Raw genomic sequence first — 17,451 nt, 5'->3', positions numbered from 1 at the left:
ACACGGTCGTTTGAGACGGCGTGGGGCTGTGAGTCTGGGAGGAGCGCAGGGACCGTATGCGGATTGCTGGTGGACTACCCACTCGAGTACCTCCCTCGAGCACCCCGCGCCTTCTCCAGAGCCAGACATCCGCCGGCGACCTCGTTGACGAAGCGGACGGGTGAGGACCATGTGAGGCGGGCTCGCGGCAACTGGCTTGGAAACAGCCCTCCGGCTGCCGCGAGGCTCTCCAGTCATCGCGAAAGATCCATGCCGGGATTGGCATACGAGCTGGTCAGAGCGGCGCTTGCGGGTGCCGGAGCTGGGATTTTATCCCCCGCCCGAGGATTGTCAACACGCCGCTTCTGCCCGTCGCTCGGCAGTGAAATAGCGGAGCTGGTGGGGCGGGAGAGTGGTCGCGGCACGGAAGGGCGGCATCTCTCCCAGCGGGTACGGGCGACGGTGCGATGCTGTTCGCTGCGCCGACGGCTCGGCCGGTCCCAGCCGGCGTTCTCCGGCAGCCGTGCCACCGGCTCAAAGCCGGCGGCACGCAAGCTGGCGCCGGACTCGCTCTCCTCCGTATACGTGACGACCCTCCGATAGCCCAGCGCGCAGGCTGCGCGGCACGCGGCGCCGTAGAGCTTGGAGTTGGCGTTCTGCGTCCCGTCGGTGCAGGTGCGGGTTATCTCGAGAGTCATGCCGTCATCGAGGTATCGGGCCACCGGCCGACCGGCCACGACAACGCCGACCAGCCGTCCGTCAGCAGCAACGCCGAGGGCGAACGTCATGCCTTGAGGCGGACGGTGGTGACGGTGATGTTGGTCGATGAAGGCATCGGCTTGGCGGCGTGAGACAGGGACGATGACAAGGTTCATGATCCCCTCCTCTCGCGGACCGTTACAGCGGAGGGCTCGGAGCAAGAGCGAGCGGTGGCAGTGTTGAGGTAGGTCGCCAGCTCGTCCACTGAAGCGGCGTGCTGGTTGGCCTGCACCGTGCCGTCGTGCCGCGGCAGCGACTGCCCGTGATGCCGGTTCGGCGGCTGGCCGTCGGGTCCCGGTGCGGACTCTGAACCGCGCGGCGACGTTAGGTCGCACTTCAGGCGGCTCTGCAGTGGAAAGACGATCCAGGACTCCGCGTTGGCGTCGAGCTGGTGAGCGGAGTGGACGCTGAATTCGATGCCGTCGCAGAGCGATTGGTGTCTTGTTCCGGTGTGCGATCTGTCGTGTGGGCGCATACGATCCTCCCGGTCCCGCGCCAGGGTCGAACGTCTACTCGAGAAGGCGCGCTTTCGATCCGGTTTTGGACACGCGAGCACGCGAGCACGCGGACCAAGCTGCCCAATCGCAGGGTGTGCCGCCCCGGGTTCGGCAGAGACGCTGGACCGTTGGCCTTGAGCGGCGTCGGGGTGGCCCAGTAGGCGGCAATCGGGACAACCATCGCGGTGGGGTGGACGCCGCCTGGGTTTGCCACCGTTTATGGAGAGCAGGCCCATACCTCACGGCACCGGCGCTGCCGAGCACCCTGACCGGATCCGGCCGGTGCCGGATGATGGCGGGGACCCACCACCGCGTCAGCGCGACGCTCACCGGCAGTAACAGCAGCGTGCACAGGATCGGCGCGATTCAACTTGTGTAGAAGTTGAGCCGCAGCCCAGGGTCTGACGCAGCTCCATCGCCTCGTAGGGCAGGGCGAGGTCGCCTACGAGCAGGTGGCCGAGCTTCTTCGATGCACGCAACTCCGATGCGGTGGAACTCTTGAAGGATCGCTCGCACGGGGTCAGTCTGCGACCTGAGGTTTCCCATCCCGGTGGTCGACGGTCGGCGTCACGACGTCAGCGGCCAGTCGTGGCTGGACCACCAGTGGGGCGACTGGGACTGGTCCCAGGCCGGGAAGTGGACGTGGATGGCTCTGCAGCTGTCCAACGGCGACAAGATCAATCTGTGGGACAGTTTCGAATCCTCGGGTCAGCAGCGCCACGCCACCGTGCTGCATGCCGACGGGACCCAGGAAGTCATGGACGTGGAGCCGTTGGCTCCGGACACCGCCGGCTGGTGGACCAGTCCGTACAGCAACAAGCGTTACGGAACGAAGTGGAAGGTCCGTATTCCGCAGCTGGACGCCGAGTTGAACGTGTCGGCCGACGCGACCGAGCAGGAGGTCCAGGCCCAAGGCGGGATCTACGAGGGAGCAAGCACGGTCTCCGGCCGCCTGGGCGGCAAGACGGTGTCAGGAAATGCGTTCGTCGAACAACTCGGCGACTGGCGCTGAACCCAGGGTGCTGGGGGAGTGCAGCTCTGCGCCCCGCCCACGGCACGGTTGCCCTGGGCCGCCATCCGCCGCCCCGCCGCCCACACTATCCACGCCCTGTTTGTCCGAGGCTACGCAGCTCGTGAGACGGCAACTCGCCGCCATCCTGGGGAACATGGACCATCGCATCGAGCTGGGCGCTTTCCTGCGGCACCGCCGCGACGCGCTGCGCCCTGAGGACGTAGGTCTGCTGCCGGGCGGGCGGCGTCGAGCACCGGGGCTGCGCCGCGACGAAATCGCCCTGCTCGCGAACATCTCCACGGACTACTACGAACGACTGGAGCAGGGCCGTGGACCGAACCCGTCGTCAACGGTGCTGGGGCGTCTCGCCCGAGCGCTGCGGATGAGCTCGGACGAACGGGAGCACCTGTACGTGCTCGCCGGCCAGAGTCCGCCGCCGTCCTTTCGTACGGACAACCATGTGGACCCCGGGCTCATGCGTGTGCTGGACGCGCTGTCCGCGGCAACGCCGGCCCTGGTGTCCGACGACCTGGGCACGATCATCGCGCAGAACCCGCTGAACGTTCTGCTGCTGGGGAGGTACGCAGAACGGCCCCCGCCCGAGAACAACCAGGTATGGCGCTGGTTCACCGATCCCCGGTGCCGCACGTTGTTCCTTGAGCACCAGCACGAGGAACTGGGCAGGGGATACGTGGCGGGGCTGCGGGCCGGGCTTGCTCGCCACCCACACGACCCTGCCGCCGAAGCGTTGCTGGCCAAACTCCAAGTCGGCAGCGCCGAGTTCAGGAACCTGTGGGGCCGACACGAGCTGGCCATCCCGCGCTCGACGCTCAAGGTGATGCAGCACCCGGGGGTAGGGCGCCTCGAGCTGCGGTGCGATGTGGTCATCAGCCCCTCGACGGGGCAGGCCATGGTGTTGTTCGGGCCCCAGCCGGGCACGGACGCCGGTGAACGACTGGCCCTGCTGCGGACGCGCGGCACCGATTCATTCGCCGAATAGCGCCACGATGCACAGCGGCGCCCGCGCCATCGGCTCGACCGCCGTCCCGCCTGTACAACCATCCCGCCCCCGCCGCCAACCCCGCGACGGCAGCATTCAGATCTCGTGCGTGGAGTCGGGTCCTGCCGTGGGTGGGGTGGCGAGGCCGAAGAGGATGGCATCGGCAATGGCTTCCGCGTGCTGCCGGATGGCGTCGTTCCCGACGGGTGGGTCGGCCCCGAGCAGGCCGGATTCGACGGTGTTGGCGAACAGGGCGCCGGGGCCGTGCACCACCATGAAGTGCAGGGCAGCGTAGGGAAGGGGGCGGATCCGGCCGGCGGCCTGCAGCCTGTTCAGGCGGCCTTCCACCAGCGGGCGCAGCGGGTTGACGAACCGGTCCATGACGAAGCGGATCCGGGCACTGTCGACGCCGCCTTCATGGTTCAGGATGCGCACCACTTGCGGGAAGGCGGCCGCGAACATGATCTGGTGGACGATCCCCAGGCGCAGCGCCTGGAGATCGTCCAGAGCCGTGTCCTCGGCGGTCTGCCGCCAGGCCTGCTCGGCGTGGGTGAGCGCATACTCCAGTGCGGCGAACCACAGGCCTTCCTTGGAGCCGTAGCGGGCGGTGAGCAGGGCATGGCTGACGTCCACACGGCGGCCCAGCTCGCGCAGGGACATGCCGTCGTAGCCCTTCTCCGCGAAGGCGTCGAGTGCCCCATTCAGCAATTGTGCGTCGTCGAGTTCCTCGCCGACCCGCGGCCGGCCCCTCTTTCGTGGCCCTGATGTCGCCGCCATGCAGAGCGTTCTCCCTCCCGTGAACGACGCTGGTCGCGCCCATTTGCATAAAAGGCCCAAAGGGCGCAATCTAGCCGAGTAAGAAAATACACGATCGGTCATTTAAGTGCTGGTCGGCAGGCCGAAGCCCCCTCCGGCGCCTTTTCGCCCAGCACCGGACCGGCTCGCCGGTGACAGGGCGCCCATCCGCTTTTGCCTCATCCTCCGGCCGGATCCTGGGCTTGCCGATCAGTGGATCGGGCGGCCCTGAATACGACCGCCGTTCTTTGCGACGGTGGAGTCAACGACACAGCTTCCAGGAGTGAACATGCCACGCAGGCCCATCGACATCACGGTCCCCGACCTGTCCGGACGGCGCGCCGTCGTCACCGGCGCAAGTGACGGCATGGGGGTCGAGATGGCGTCGCGACTGGCTGCCGCGGGCGCCGAAGTCGTCATGCCCGTCCGCAATCAGCGCAAGGGGGAGGCAGCCATCGCGAAGATCCGCACGGTGACACCCGCCGCGAACGTGTCGCTGCGCGAACTCGACCTCTCGTCGCTGAGTTCGGTCGCTGCGCTCGGCAAGACCCTGACAAATGAGGGGCTGCCGATCCACATTCTCATCAACAACGCCGGTGTCATGACCCCGCCCGACCGGCAGACGACCGCCGACGGGTTCGAGCTGCAGTTCGGCACCAACCACCTCGGCCACTTCGCCCTCGTCGCACACCTGTTGCCCCTGCTGCGGGCCGGCGGTGCGCGGGTGACCTCGCAGAGCAGCATTGCGGCGCGTAGCGGCACCATCAACTGGGACGACCTGAACTGGGAACGCTCCTACGACGGGATGAAGGCCTACCGGCAGTCGAAGATCGCCTTCGGGCTGTTCGGTCTCGAACTGAACCGGCGCAGCAACGCCTTCGGCTGGGGCATCACCAGCAACATCTCGCACCCCGGTGTGGCGCCGACGAGCCTGCTCGCCGCCCGCCCGGAGGTCGGACGCAGCAGCGAAACCCTGGGCTACCGCGTGATCAAAGCGTTCTCCCGGCGCGGCATCCTCTTCGGCACCCCGCAGACCGCGATGCTTCCCGCCCTGTACGCCGCCACCTCGCCGGATGCCCGGGGCGAGTTGTTCTACGGGCCGAAGGGACCCGGCAAAGTCGGCGGCGCCCCGGCGCAGCAGACGCTGTTCCGTCCGCTGCGCAGCACCGACGATGCCGCACGCATGTGGCAGGTCTCAGAGGAGCTGACCAAGGTGCGCTTCCCCGACAGCTGACACGGCCTGGCGGCCCGCACAGGGCCCGTCGGCAGTGCCGCTCCGCCCCGCGCGGAAAACCCGTCGATGGTGCCCCGCTACGACGCGTGTCGTAAGGGGGGATCAACAGGCCGTGGATACGCGCATACACGGGCGATAGAAGTGAAGCAGCACGGAAGGAGGCGAGCATGACGATCGACCGAACGGGACTGGCGGAGTTCCTCCGACGCCGCCGAGAAGCGCTGCAACCCGAAGACGTCGGTCTGCCACGCGGCCAGCGCCGCAGAACGAGCGGACTGCGGCGAGAAGAAGTCTCCTCCCTGTGCAACATGTCGACCGACTACTACGCGCGGCTCGAGCGGGAGCGCGGACCCCGCCCGTCCGAGCAGATGATCGCCTCCATCGCACAAGGGCTTCACCTTTCCCTCGACGAGCGCGACCACCTCTTCAGGCTCGCCGGCCACAACCCACCCCTACGCGGCACGGTCAGCGAACACATCAGCCCCGGCCTGCTGCGCATCCTCGACCGGCTGCACGACACCCCCGCGGAAATCGTCACCGAGCTCGGCGAGACGCTGCGGCAGACCCCGCTCGGCGTGGCACTCACCGGTGATCTGACCGGCTACAGCGGACCGGCCCGCAGCCTCGGCTATCGCTGGTTCACCGACCCCGCCACCCGCCGGCTCTACGCACCCGACGAACACCCCTTCCTCAGCCGCCTGTTCGCCTCGGGCCTGCGCGCAGTCGTTACTCAGCGAGGTCCCGGCTCGCGGGCGGCACACCTGGCGGACCTGCTCCTGGCGCACAGCGAAGAGTTCCGCCAGGTGTGGGACGACCATGAGGTCGGAATCCGCCCCCACGAGGTCAAGCACTTCATCCACCCCGAGCTCGGCGCCATGGAGTTGACCTGCCAGACGCTGCTCGACCCCCAGCAATCGCATCTGCTGCTCGTCTACACCGCCATTCCCGGCACCGAGAGCTACGAGAAGCTGCAGCTGCTGTCCGTCATCGGACCGCAGGCGCTGCGCTGAGCCAAACCCACCGACCCGGACGCCTGAATGAGCGCCGGGCCGCATCAACGCCACCCTCACCCCCCCACAGCACATGAAGAATGTTTGGTGATCCCCATGACTGATCTGAGCGGCAAAGTCGCCCTCGTCACCGGTTCGGCCCGCGGCATCGGCAGAGCCATCGCCCTTCGCTACGCCGCCCTCGGCGCCAACGTCGTGGTCAACTACGCCGGCAACAAAGACGCCGCGCAGGACACCGTCCAAGACATCCGCAACCTCAAAGCCCAGGCCATCGCCGTGCAGGCGGACGTCTCCGACCTCACCGCCCTCGAAGACCTCTTCCAGCAGGCCCTCACAGAGTTCGGGAAGATCGACATCGTCGTCGCCAATGCCGGCGTGGAAATCGTCGACCAAGCCATCGCCGACGTGACGGAGGAGCAGTTCGACCGCCTCTTCGCCATCAACACCAAAGGCGCCTTCTTCACCCTGCAAAAGGCCGCCAAGTACGTCGAGGACAAGGGCCGGATCATCTACATCGGATCCAGCACCGGCCAACTCGCCATGTCCGGCGTCGGCCTGTACGGCTCCAGCAAGATGGCCCCCCGCTACGCCGCCCAGGTGCTGGCCCAGGAAGTCGGCAACCGCGGCATCACGGTCAACTCCATCATCCCCACCGCGATCGAGGGTGCCGGTGTCTTCACGCATGTGCCGGAAGACAGTCCGCTGCGCGAGGTGGCCAAGGGCATGCGCCCGATCGATGGACGGTTCGGACGGGCCGAGGACGTAGCGGACGCAGCCGAGTACTTCGCCGGCCCCCTCGCCCACTGGGTCAGCGGCCAGAACTTGCTGATCAGCGGCGGCGCGCAGCAGTAGAACCGCCCCACGACGTGACACGCACCGAAGATCGGCACGCGTACCAGGACGGCCATTCACTGCTTCTGCGCGGCAGGAGCCCGAGTGAGTTACGGAGAACACAGATGCCCTCTGGATCCCGCAAGAGGCGCCGCATCCCAGGGCCGTCCCGCCGCACGTTCATCGGCGGGACCGGAGCCGCAGTCGCGGGCGCCGTGATAGCACCCGAGTTCGCCGCCGCCGAACCGGCTGAGGCACACGAACTGGTCGACGTGCGCCTGACGGTCAACGGCCGCCCGCAGCACCTGAGGGTGGACCCGCGCGCCACGCTCCTCGACACCCTGCGCGAACGGCTTGACCTGACCGGCACGAAGAAGGGCTGCGACCGCGGCCAGTGCGGTGCGTGCACCGTGCATGTCGACGGACGCCGGGTGGTGGCCTGCCTGACGCTGACGGCCATGCTCGACGGCCAGCAGATCACCACGATCGAGGGCCTTGCGCGCGAGGGCGAACTCCACCCGATGCAGCAGGCCTTCATCGACCACGACGGCTTCCAGTGCGGCTTCTGCACCCCCGGGCAGATCATGTCCGCCGTCGCCCTCGTCGACGAAGGGCACGCCGGCACCGATGACGCCATCCGTGAGTACATGTCGGGCAACGTCTGCCGCTGCAGCGCCTACCCCGGCATCAGAGCAGCGATCAAGGACGCGAAGAAGGAGATGCGCTGATGCGTCCCTTCGCTTTCGCCGCGCCCCGCAGCCTGCAGGCCGCCGTGGGTCGCGCCACCGGCAGCACCCGGTACGTGGCCGGCGGCACCACGCTCGTTGACTTGATGAAGCTCGAGGTCATGACGCCCGAGCGCGTCCTGGACATCAACCTTCTCCCGCTCAAGGGCATCACCTACGGTCAAGACGGCCTGTACCTGGGCGCGCTGGAACGGATGAGTGACGTCGCAGATCACCCCCTCGTACGCCGGCACTATCCCGCCGTTGCCCAGGCCTTGGAGCTCAGCGCCTCACAGCAGCTGCGGAACATGGCGAGCATGGGCGGCAACCTCCTACAGCGCACTAGGTGCGGCTACTTCCGCGACACCGCGATGCCCTGCAACAAGCGAGAACCGGGCAGCGGCTGCCCCGCACTGAACGGTGAGAACCGGGGGCACGCCGTCCTCGGTACGAGCACTTCCTGTGTGGCCACCCATCCCAGCGACGTCGCGGTGGCCCTGGTGGCTCTCGACGCACGGCTCCACATCTACGGTCCGAAAGGGCACCGCACGACAGCACTTGAGGACTTCTACCGGCTGCCCGGTGACACTCCTCATCTCGAACACCACCTGCAGCCTCGCGAGTTGATCACCGCGATCACGGTGCCGCCGCCGTCGAAGGACACCCGGTCCGGCTACCTGAAAATCCGCGACCGGCAGTCCTACGAATTCGCCCTCACCTCGGCCGCAGTGGCCCTGCAGATCCACCACCGCACCATCCGCGAGGCCAAGGTTGCCGTCGGGGGAGTGGGAACCAGGCCGTGGCGTCTGCCCGCGGTGGAACGCGCGCTGGTCGGACGACCCGCCGGCGAGACCACGTATGAAGCGGCCGCGGACCAGTCCACGCAGGGGGCACAGCCCCTGGAACACAACGAGTTCAAGGTCGAACTTCTCCGTCGCACCCTGATACGTGCCCTGATCACGGTAGGAGGCACCCGATGAGCGGCGAGCTGATCGGCAGCGAAACCGCCCGGATCGACGGCCCTGCGAAGGTCACCGGCCAAGCCCAGTACTCCGCCGACCACACCCTGGCGAACATGGCGTACGGCTATGTCGTCCTGAGCACGATCGGCCGCGGCACCCTCCGGGAGCTGGACACCGCCGCAGCCCGGCGCGCACCGGGCGTCGTCGCCGTGTACTCGCCCTTCGACCCCCTCCGGCTGAATCCCCCGCCACAAGGGTTCGGGGAGAACTTCGCGGCCTTGCAGGATCGCCGGGTCCGCTACCACGGACAAATCATTGCGCTGGTTCTCGCCGACAGCTTCGAACAGGCCCGTGACGGGGCGGCACTCGTCGTGGCCCGCTATGACAGCGACACGCCCAACGTCTCCCTTCCTGCAGGCATGCCGGGCGCCAACCCACCGACCAGACAGGGCGCGTCCCCGGCCCGGTCGACCGTGCTGGCCGCCGGTGTCGACTCCCTGAAGACCGCACTGTCCGCCAGCACGGCGACCGTTGAGGCCACGTTCACCCAAGGCGCCCAGCACCACGTGGCCATGGAACCGCATGCCACCGTCGCCGTGTGGCGAGACGGCCGGTTGACCGCCTATACCGGGTCGCAGATGCCGCCCGTCCACGCCATGTCGCTGGCCGTCCAGCTCGGCATCGAACCCGCCCGCGTGCGGGTGGTGTGCCCCTACGTCGGAGGCGGATTCGGCAGCCGGGTGGTGTCCTGGAGCGAAGCCGCACTGGCCGCCGCGGCAGCCCGCGAACTCGATCGACCCGTCAAACTGGTGCTCACCCGAGAGCAGGTCTTCACCGCAGTCGGCCACCGCGGCGCGATCACGCAGACCGTCACACTCGGAGCGTCTGCTGACGGAGTTCTGAACGCTGTCAGCCACGAGAGCGACGCGGTGATGCCGGCCGTGGGCGGCTGGCCCATGCTGCCCGCCCAGGACGTCTCCGCGGTCCTGTACAAGACGCCCAACCTCGCCGTGGACCAGCGCCTGGTCCCGCTCGACGTGCCCCCGACCTGGGCGATGCGCGCCCCCAACGAAGCACCCGGCGCCTTCGCGTTGGAGACGGCCATGGACGAGCTCGCCGTCTCCCTGGACATGGACCCCCTCCAACTGCGGCTGCGGAACTACGCAACCGCCGTGCCCGGCACCACACGTCCATGGTCGAGCAAGCACCTGCGGGAGTGCTACGAGGTAGGCGCCGAAAGATTCGGCTGGTCCAAGCGCCGCGCACGCCCCCGAGGCCGGACCGAAGGGCAGTGGCTGGTCGGCACCGGCATGGCCACCGCCATCTACCCCGCCGGGCGCCACCCCGCCGGCGCCCGCATCCGCTTCCACGACGACGGCACCGTCACCGTCGCCACCTCCACCTCCGACCTGGGCACCGGCGCCACCACCGCAGTGGCCATGCTGGCCGCCGACGCGCTCCAACTGCCCATGCGCCGCATCAAGGCGGAGCTCGGCGATTCCGCCCTGCCCAACGGTGCGCCCGCAGTCGGATCGGCCGCCACCGGCAGCCTGGCCCCGGCCATACGCGCCGCAGCCCAGGCCGCGATCCAAGCCCTGGTCAACACGGCGATCACACACCCGGATTCGCCGTTGCACGGCCGGCAGGCGGACGAGGTCCTCTACCGCAACGGCTATCTGCGCGCCGACGGCAGCGACGCCATCAGCTTCTCCGCACTCCTGACACTGACCCGCACTTCCGGAGCCGAAGCCGTCGGCAACGCCGAAGGCCGCACCGGCGACGGCGAGCACGCCTTTCACAGCTTCGGCGCGCACTTTTGCGAAGTACGCGTCAACCGCTTCACCGGCGAACCACGCGTCTCCCGCTTCACCACCGTGGTCGATGTCGGACGGGTCGTGAACGCCAAGACCACCCGCAGCCAGCTCGTCGGAGGCATCATCTTCGGCATCGGACACGCCCTGCTCGAGACCAACCCGATGGAAGCCAGCGGTCGGCTGGCCGCCGGCAATCTGGGCGAATACCTGGTTCCCGTCAACGCCGACATCCCCGACCTCGACGTCCACTGGCTCGACCACCCCGACACCGTCTACAGCCCGTTCGGGGCCCGGGGCGTCGGAGAACTCGGCACCGTGGGCTCGGCCGCCGCCATCGGCAACGCCGTCTACAACGCCACCGGCATCAGGATCCGCGACCTGCCCATCACGCTCGACAAGCTCCTTGTCTGATCCAAAGACCTCAAGACCTCAAGAAGCCCCGCCACGTTGCCGCTTGGGAGGTGTGTCCTGGTGTTTGAACTTGCCACCAGCCTGGTGCCGTTGTGCGAGCAGCAGCGGCCCTTCGCCGTGGCGACCGTGGCGGACGTCCACGGCAGCGCTCCGCGTCAGCCGGGCGCCTCCTTGGTCGTCGACGCCACCGGCGCCGTGCGGGGAAGTGTCTCCGGCGGCTGCGTGGAAGGTGCTGTCTATGAGGCCTGTCGCGAAGCCATCGAAACAGGCGGACCACACCACATCGAGTTCCATCGCTTCGGCTACAGCGACGACGACGCCTTCGCCGCCGGCCTCACCTGCGGCGGCAGCATCGACATCCTTATCCGCCGGATCGACCCCTCGGCCGAGCCGGAGGCCGCTGCCGTGGTCGCTGCGGCCGCGGCCGGCGCGGCCGCAGCCCTGGCCACCGTGGTACGAGGCCCGGCCCGCCTGATCGGGCGCCGCCTGGCGGTGCACGCCGACGGCCTGCACAGCGGTGGCACCGGGGACGCGGCGTGGGACGCCGCTCTGGCGACCGCCGCCGCATCCGCGCTCTGCGCGGGCACATCGACGCTGATCGACATCCAGCCGGAAGGAGAGCCCTGCGGCGAGCCAGTCACTGTGTGGGCAGAGTCGTCTGCCCCGCCCCCGCGCATGCTGATCTTCGGTGCCGTCGACTATGCCGGCGCCCTGTCCCAGCTGGGCTCCTTCCTCGGATTCCAGGTGACGGTGTGCGACGCCCGCGCGGTGTTCACCACCAAAGAGCGCTTCCCCTACGCCGACCACGTCGTCGTGGACTGGCCGCACCGCTACCTGGAAAAGCAGTCGCTCACCCACCGCGACGTCATCTGTGCGCTGACCCATGACCCGAAGTTCGACCTGCCGCTGCTGGAGCGCGCCCTGCGGCTGCCGGTCGCCTACGTCGGTGCCATGGGCTCCGCCAACGCCACCCAGGACCGGCTCGAACGCCTTCGCGCCGCCGGCCTGAACGAGGCGGAACTCTCCCGGCTGCGCGCCCCGATCGGCCTCCAGCTCGGGGGACGCACCCCGCAGGAGACCGCCGTGGCCATTGCCGCAGAGATCATCGCGGTCGCCCACGACGGCAGCGGGACCCCGCTGAGGGCCGGCAGCGCCATCCACCCGCACCCCGGGCCGCAGAAAGCCCAAGGTGCGCCGATGGACGGGGGCTTGCCGGATCGGCCGTTCGATGCCCATCCGGCGCTCGTTGCCGTCTACGGCCCTGGTCGAACTGCCGTCCATTTCGCTGCTGTTGACGGCAGATCGATCGGGCGAAGCGTGGGAAGAGGGTGAGGGCGTTGCCGTGTTCGACGCCGCGGAGCTGTTCGCTGGTGAGCCCTTCGAAGGACGTGAGGTTGTCTCCGGCGCGGCCGGCCAGTCGGTGCCGAACAGAATGTGGTCCGGGCCGGTCACTTCGAGGGTCGGCAGCAGGGAGTTGCGGCTCCCGGCGAGCGCGGTCTCGTAGGACGTCGATGCGGCCTGCAGACATTTCGCTCTCCGTTACTGCCAGGCTCAGCACACTGGCCGACGCAACGTCGCGCGACGCATTCCCGGAATGGCTGCACATAGGGCTACCGCACCGCCGGCCGCGTCCCCAACCTCTCGGATTAGTGCAGCTGGGGATCGAAGGCCTGAAGAGTCAGGTGCGCGCCTTGCCGAAGTACATGAGCTCCCACAGGGCCTCGTCGGTGTAGTCCTCGACGCGCTTCTCGCCCTGGTAGCGCTCGATGCGCATCTCTCCGGTGAAGCGCAGGTAGGCGCCGTCGAACCCGGCCAGCTTGGCCGCCACCTTCTTGGGGCCCTTGATTTCGTCCGCCATCCTCGTCGCGGCGATGTCGGTGTGGCGGGTCCAGGTGACGATGTAGCGCTCATCGCCGTCGGTGTAGGTGTAGCGGGTGACATTGCCGACGGGCTTGCCGGTGACGGAGTCGGTGTAACGGCCCAGCTCCTCGAAGGTGATCTTGCTGCTGTCGTCCGCGACCAGTTTGCCGTCACGGGCCAGCATGAAGATGGGCAGCTCGGCGTCGCCGTAGGCCCTCTCTGCGGTGATGTGCGAGGCGATCACGGAGTAGGGGCCGGCCGCGCCGCGGGCCCAGTACCAGTGGTGCATGAGCTTGAGCATCGGGGCGTTGCCCCAGTTGTGGTCGTGATAGCCGACGCCCGTGGTCGTGCTGGTGCGGCCGTTGACGCCGTAGGTCGCCTCCACGTGCCCCTGTGGCACCGACGGCAGCCAGGCGAAGTACTCCTCGCCCTGCTCTCCGAACACGAAGTGCCCTGTCTGCGGGCGCCAGGCGGGAACCTGGCCGGTCAGGGTGATGTCGAAGGAGACCCCTTCCACATTGCCGCGGATGGTGTAGATGTGCAGGTCGCCCGCGAAAACGTTCTCGCCGATCCTCACATCGCAGCCCTCGGCCGAGGCGGTGAAGGTATCCGGGGTGAAGTCGACGAGACGGTCTTCCTGGGTCCCGTCGGGCAGTGTCAGGTTGATCCGGATGGCCGGAGTCAGGGGCCTGTCGATGTTGCTGAACTCCTTGGTCAAAAAGACCACGACCAGCTTGGCGCCGTCGTCCAGGTGTGCATCGAAGTACCACCACTCGTAGGTGCCCGTTGAGCCGTCGGTGCGCAATCCGTCCTCCCACGGCTTGATCGCCTGCTCCTCGATTCCGAAGCGGGCGTAGTCCTCCGGCGTTCCAGCCATGCGGGCTGCGCTGGTGGCGACGTGGTTGCGGGACATGGTCGTTCTCCCTCTCGGTGTGGCGCCGACCGGGCGGCGGGCGCCAGCTGTCCGGGGCTCGCCGATCGCTTCGGCCTGAACCTCTCGCCAAAGCAATTAATTTCCGATCGGATATTTTCTTACTGCCAGCATGCGACGCATGCCCCAATTGCGCAAATCGCGGGCCACGCCCGCCGCGGACAGAACCACATTCAAGGAGCCCCATCAGCGTTCCGATCCTCGCGGACATGGCCTGCATCGGGGCGGGCGACTGGGTCACCACCGCCAAGCGCCGCCCGCCAGGCGGTGAACTCGCCCTCACCGAACGGACAAGGAACCCAATGAACACCGCATCCGCTTCCGAGGCGACGCGTACAGCGCCCTGCGCGCCCGCGAGACGCGCAGGGCGCTGTACGGATGCGTCCGCCCGCACCGGTGGCCCGTCGTGCTGATCGCGCTCGGCGTCAGCCCAAACTCATCACCCGCCACAGCTGATCGTCGGAGCCGGTGTCTGTGGTCTGGACGAGCCGGGCGCCCGCCGACGTCGACGCACCGGACACCGCGAGCAGCTTGCCGCTGTGTACGTTCTTGAGCTTGTAGGTGCCGTTTCCTGCGGCCACCGGCGTCCAGCGCTGGCTGTCCGCGTTGGTGTCGGGCTGCTGGACGACGGTTGCGCCGTCCGCGGTGGAGGCGTCGGTGACGTCGAGGAGGTGGCTGCTCTTCTGGTTCACGATCTCGTAGCTGCCGTCACCCACCGCGACCCACCGCCACAGCTGGTTCGACGCTCCGATGTCGTTCCACTGGATGACGTTCGCCCCGGCGGTGGTCGAGCCGCCCGAGACATCGGCCGCCTTGCCGCTGTGCGCGTTGAGGATCTTGTAGAACGCGCTCGGCGCGGGGAAGGCGATGGAGGCGAACGCGTCCAGTGCGCAAACCGTGTTGGAGGAGGCGGCGTTCTTGGTGCCGGTGCAGACCACCTTGATCGTATGGGCACCCGCGGACAGATCTGTCTTCTCGAACAGCGGCACCTGCTTGGTCACCGATGACGCGTACGCGTCGATGCCCGCCTGTGCCAGGGCGCCGTCGAGGTAGACGTCGACCTTGCCCATGTTGGGCTGCGTCATGCTGAGATACCGAATGCCGGTGCCGGTGAACGCGTACTGGACGTAGTCGCCCGCCTTGTTCGTATAGCGCTCGGACCCGTTGAAGTCCCGGGTGTCATTCCAGTTCGACCAGCCGGAGGAGTAGGTCAGACGGGAGTCCTTGTCGTCCACGGAGATCCAGCGCTGCCGTACGAGCGCCTTCGACGCGGCGGAGGCCTTGCCCTCGGCGTCCACGACATACAGGCGGTAGTCGCCGGCCGTGGGCGGAACAGCGATGGACGTGGCGGTGCCGGCGGCCTTGGTCATGGTGGGGCCGACCGCGAACTGCGTCGTACCCGCGGGAGCCAGCCACAGCGTCCTGCTCGCGTCACCAAGGGCGCGCACGGGGACGGACGACGTTCCCTTGCCGGTGAACGTGCTCGCGGGCAGGGCGTAGTCCTGGAGCGCTGTTCGGTTCTGCGGGACGAGGTCCTTGTAGGCGCTCTCGGGGCCGGAGTTCACGGCGATGGCGTACGCCGGGGACGGCCATACGGTGTCCGGGTAGGCGCGCATGTCCTCGATGGTGCTGTTCGGGACGTTCTTGTTGGCAATCGTGTTGACCGTGCCGTAGGTGTTGGTCATGGACAGGTCGTGCTGGCGTCCCCAGGTACCGGAGTTGATGGCGTAGGCCACCTTCGGGTCGACGTCGAGCACGTTGTCGCGGTAGGTGATGAACGCGGAGCCCTCATCGGGGTGCAGGCCGTACTTGTGACCGGACGGCACGCCCTGGATGTAGTTGTCGCTGATCACGGTGCCCGGCTGGCTGCCCAGGGTGTAGATGGGGGCGGAGTCGCCCAGGACCTGCATCGTGTCGACGATCTGGTTGTGGCTGATGGTGTTGTTCTTCGCCGTGGTGGTCGGGTTCCCGGGATTGATCGACTTCTCCGAACCGTCGAAGTTCCACCATCCCCAGCCGAGCGTGATGCCCGCCCACGGCGACTTCTCGATCCGGTTGTGCCGCACCGACAGGGACTCGGGGAAGTACGCGGAGACGGGGCTGGATGCCTCGAACAACACCCCGCTGTCGTACAGGTAGTTGTTCGCGATCGAGATGTTCTTGCAGACCCCCTCGACGTCCACCGGGTACTTCTCGTGATTGGTCGCGGTGTAGTCCCCGATGTAGACGTGCTGGGGATGACTCACGGTGATGGCGGAGCCGGCGATGTCGTTCGTGGTGTTGCCGGTCACCTCCGTGTCGCGCACGTCGTTGACCAGGTGGATCCCGTCCGCGCCGGTGTGCTGCACGGTGTTGCCCCGCAAGGCGATGGAGTCGGCGTTCTCGATCTCGATGATCCCCGGCGGCAGGTCGACATTGCGGTAGGAGTACGCGTGGAAGTTCTTCCTCGCATACACGGTCGAGCTGGAGTTGCCCTGGGTGCCCTGCCGGACGACCGATCCGGCGACATTGACGAGGTTCCAGTCGGAGTGCTCCACGGTCAGCCCGGAGAGCGTGATGTTGCGCGCGTGGTCGGTGGTGGACCTACCGGCGATCTTGATCAGAGTGGGCACGCCGTTCGGCGCGACGACCTGCGCCGAGGTCAGGTTCTCGGAGTCGGTCTTGTAGTAGTAAACCGTGTGCTTGGCCTTGTCGAAGTAGAACTCCCCTGGCTGGTCCAGGAATTCGTACGCGTTCATGAAGGTGTGGGTGCCGTCCGCTTTGAACGGGCCGTACGGCGGTGCCTGGGCGATGGCCGCACCCGGCTGCTGGAACAGGGCCGCGCGCTGGGCGCCGTCCGAGGTGGTCGTGATCTGGCGCACCCCCACGATGGCCGTGGTCCAGGTCGTCGCCGACTTGATCTCGACGTCGTCCTGGTTGGACGCGACGGCGGGCAGGTCGGACAGGCCGTACTTGGCTCCGTCGCACTGCGAACCCGACTCCCAGGCCCAGGGCGCCTGGCCGGCCGTGACGGTGTAGGTGCCGTAGCAGCCGGCCGAGGTGACCGTCTTCGAGGCCATCTTGGCGCGCTTGCCGTTGACGTAGAGCGCGCGGAGCTTGCTGTCGCGGTTGAGGGGGGCCTTCCAGATGTTGCCGCTGTGCTGAGACCAGCCGGACACTCGGGTGCCGCCGCTCAACACCGGCTTCTCGCCCGGGTAGGCGGCATACACGACACGGTGGCCGTTCGTTCCGGAGTCGGAAGACGTGAACTCGATGGTGTCCGTCACCGGGTAGGTGCCACCGCGGAGATAGACGGTGATGTCTCCGGTCATGTCCTTGTTGATCGTGCGCACGACGTCCCGCGCATGCTGCAGGGTCTTGAACGGGGCGGTGATCGTGCCGGCGTTGGCGTCGTTGCCGTTCGGCGCGACGTAGTACGTCGCCTGCGGTGCGGCTGAGGCCGAGGCCGGCAGCGTCAGGGACGTAAGCAGTACGGCGGACAGCGCCAGCGCGACCGCTATGGACACGGTGCGGACGGCGGAGGGGACACGTCTCATCGGCTGCTCCTCATCCAGGGCATGACAGGTATGAAGCTGTGCATAAGGCGGCTCCGGTTGTGTTGTCGGTGCGCTTGCGCGGACAGGTAGACCTT

Annotated in this window: 13 protein-coding genes; 9 read left to right on the top strand and 4 right to left on the bottom strand. The window is 67.8% G+C overall.

Features of this window, described 5'->3' with window-relative positions:
* Positions 1–233: 233 nt before the first annotated feature.
* On the bottom strand, positions 234–854 hold the full coding sequence (locus BN159_RS43745; protein ID WP_015656440.1) for an XF1762 family protein: 621 nt from the start codon (positions 852–854) through the stop codon (positions 234–236).
* 931 nt (positions 855–1,785) lie between these two features.
* Between BN159_RS43745 and BN159_RS08065 the strand changes: the two genes are divergently transcribed.
* Both BN159_RS08065 and BN159_RS08060 read left to right on the top strand, forming a co-directional pair.
* On the top strand, positions 1,786–2,247 hold the full coding sequence (locus tag BN159_RS08065; RefSeq protein ID WP_015656438.1) for a lipocalin family protein: 462 nt from the start codon (positions 1,786–1,788) through the stop codon (positions 2,245–2,247).
* Positions 2,248–2,401: 154 nt separating this feature from the next.
* Positions 2,402–3,247: a helix-turn-helix transcriptional regulator gene (locus tag BN159_RS08060; RefSeq protein ID WP_041818954.1), complete on the top strand. Its 846-nt coding sequence runs from the start codon at positions 2,402–2,404 to the stop codon at positions 3,245–3,247.
* A gap of 96 nt (positions 3,248–3,343) precedes the next feature.
* On the opposite strand, the gene BN159_RS08055 is transcribed toward BN159_RS08060, so the two are convergent.
* Positions 3,344–4,024: a TetR/AcrR family transcriptional regulator gene (locus tag BN159_RS08055; protein WP_015656436.1), complete on the bottom strand. Its 681-nt coding sequence runs from the start codon at positions 4,022–4,024 to the stop codon at positions 3,344–3,346.
* Positions 4,025–4,331: 307 nt separating this feature from the next.
* Between BN159_RS08055 and BN159_RS08050 the strand changes: the two genes are divergently transcribed.
* From BN159_RS08050 to BN159_RS08020, 7 genes are all read left to right on the top strand, one after another.
* Positions 4,332–5,276, top strand: a complete 945-nt coding sequence (locus tag BN159_RS08050) for an SDR family oxidoreductase (RefSeq protein WP_015656435.1) — start codon at positions 4,332–4,334, stop codon at positions 5,274–5,276.
* Positions 5,277–5,443: 167 nt separating this feature from the next.
* Positions 5,444–6,286: a helix-turn-helix transcriptional regulator gene (locus BN159_RS08045; protein WP_015656434.1), complete on the top strand. Its 843-nt coding sequence runs from the start codon at positions 5,444–5,446 to the stop codon at positions 6,284–6,286.
* A 96-nt stretch (positions 6,287–6,382) separates the two neighbouring features.
* Complete coding sequence (locus BN159_RS08040; RefSeq protein ID WP_015656433.1) at positions 6,383–7,138, top strand: SDR family oxidoreductase; 756 nt, start codon at positions 6,383–6,385, stop codon at positions 7,136–7,138.
* Between the two features lie 104 nt (positions 7,139–7,242).
* On the top strand, positions 7,243–7,845 hold the full coding sequence (locus BN159_RS08035) for a (2Fe-2S)-binding protein (protein WP_015656432.1): 603 nt from the start codon (positions 7,243–7,245) through the stop codon (positions 7,843–7,845).
* Positions 7,845–8,822 (top strand): FAD binding domain-containing protein, encoded by a 978-nt coding sequence (locus BN159_RS08030; protein ID WP_015656431.1) that lies wholly within the window; start codon positions 7,845–7,847, stop codon positions 8,820–8,822. Before BN159_RS08035 ends, BN159_RS08030 begins: the two co-directional genes overlap by 1 nt.
* Positions 8,819–11,029: a xanthine dehydrogenase family protein molybdopterin-binding subunit gene (locus BN159_RS08025; protein ID WP_015656430.1), complete on the top strand. Its 2,211-nt coding sequence runs from the start codon at positions 8,819–8,821 to the stop codon at positions 11,027–11,029. The genes BN159_RS08030 and BN159_RS08025 overlap by 4 nt, the downstream gene beginning before the upstream one ends.
* 60 nt (positions 11,030–11,089) lie before the next feature.
* The gene (locus BN159_RS08020) at positions 11,090–12,361 is read left to right on the top strand and encodes an XdhC family protein (protein ID WP_015656429.1); all 1,272 of its coding nucleotides are present in this window, start codon (positions 11,090–11,092) and stop codon (positions 12,359–12,361) included.
* Positions 12,362–12,707: 346 nt separating this feature from the next.
* On the opposite strand, the gene BN159_RS08015 is transcribed toward BN159_RS08020, so the two are convergent.
* The gene (locus tag BN159_RS08015; RefSeq protein ID WP_015656428.1) at positions 12,708–13,802 is read right to left on the bottom strand and encodes a lipocalin-like domain-containing protein; all 1,095 of its coding nucleotides are present in this window, start codon (positions 13,800–13,802) and stop codon (positions 12,708–12,710) included.
* A gap of 443 nt (positions 13,803–14,245) precedes the next feature.
* On the bottom strand, positions 14,246–17,356 hold the full coding sequence (locus BN159_RS08010) for an RICIN domain-containing protein (protein ID WP_015656427.1): 3,111 nt from the start codon (positions 17,354–17,356) through the stop codon (positions 14,246–14,248).
* Positions 17,357–17,451: the final 95 nt, after the last annotated feature.

The organism is Streptomyces davaonensis JCM 4913, assembly GCF_000349325.1.
Lineage (GTDB): Bacteria > Actinomycetota > Actinomycetes > Streptomycetales > Streptomycetaceae > Streptomyces > Streptomyces davaonensis.
Note: the sequence above shows the minus strand (reverse complement) of the source record. Positions and strands in the feature narration are given on the sequence as shown.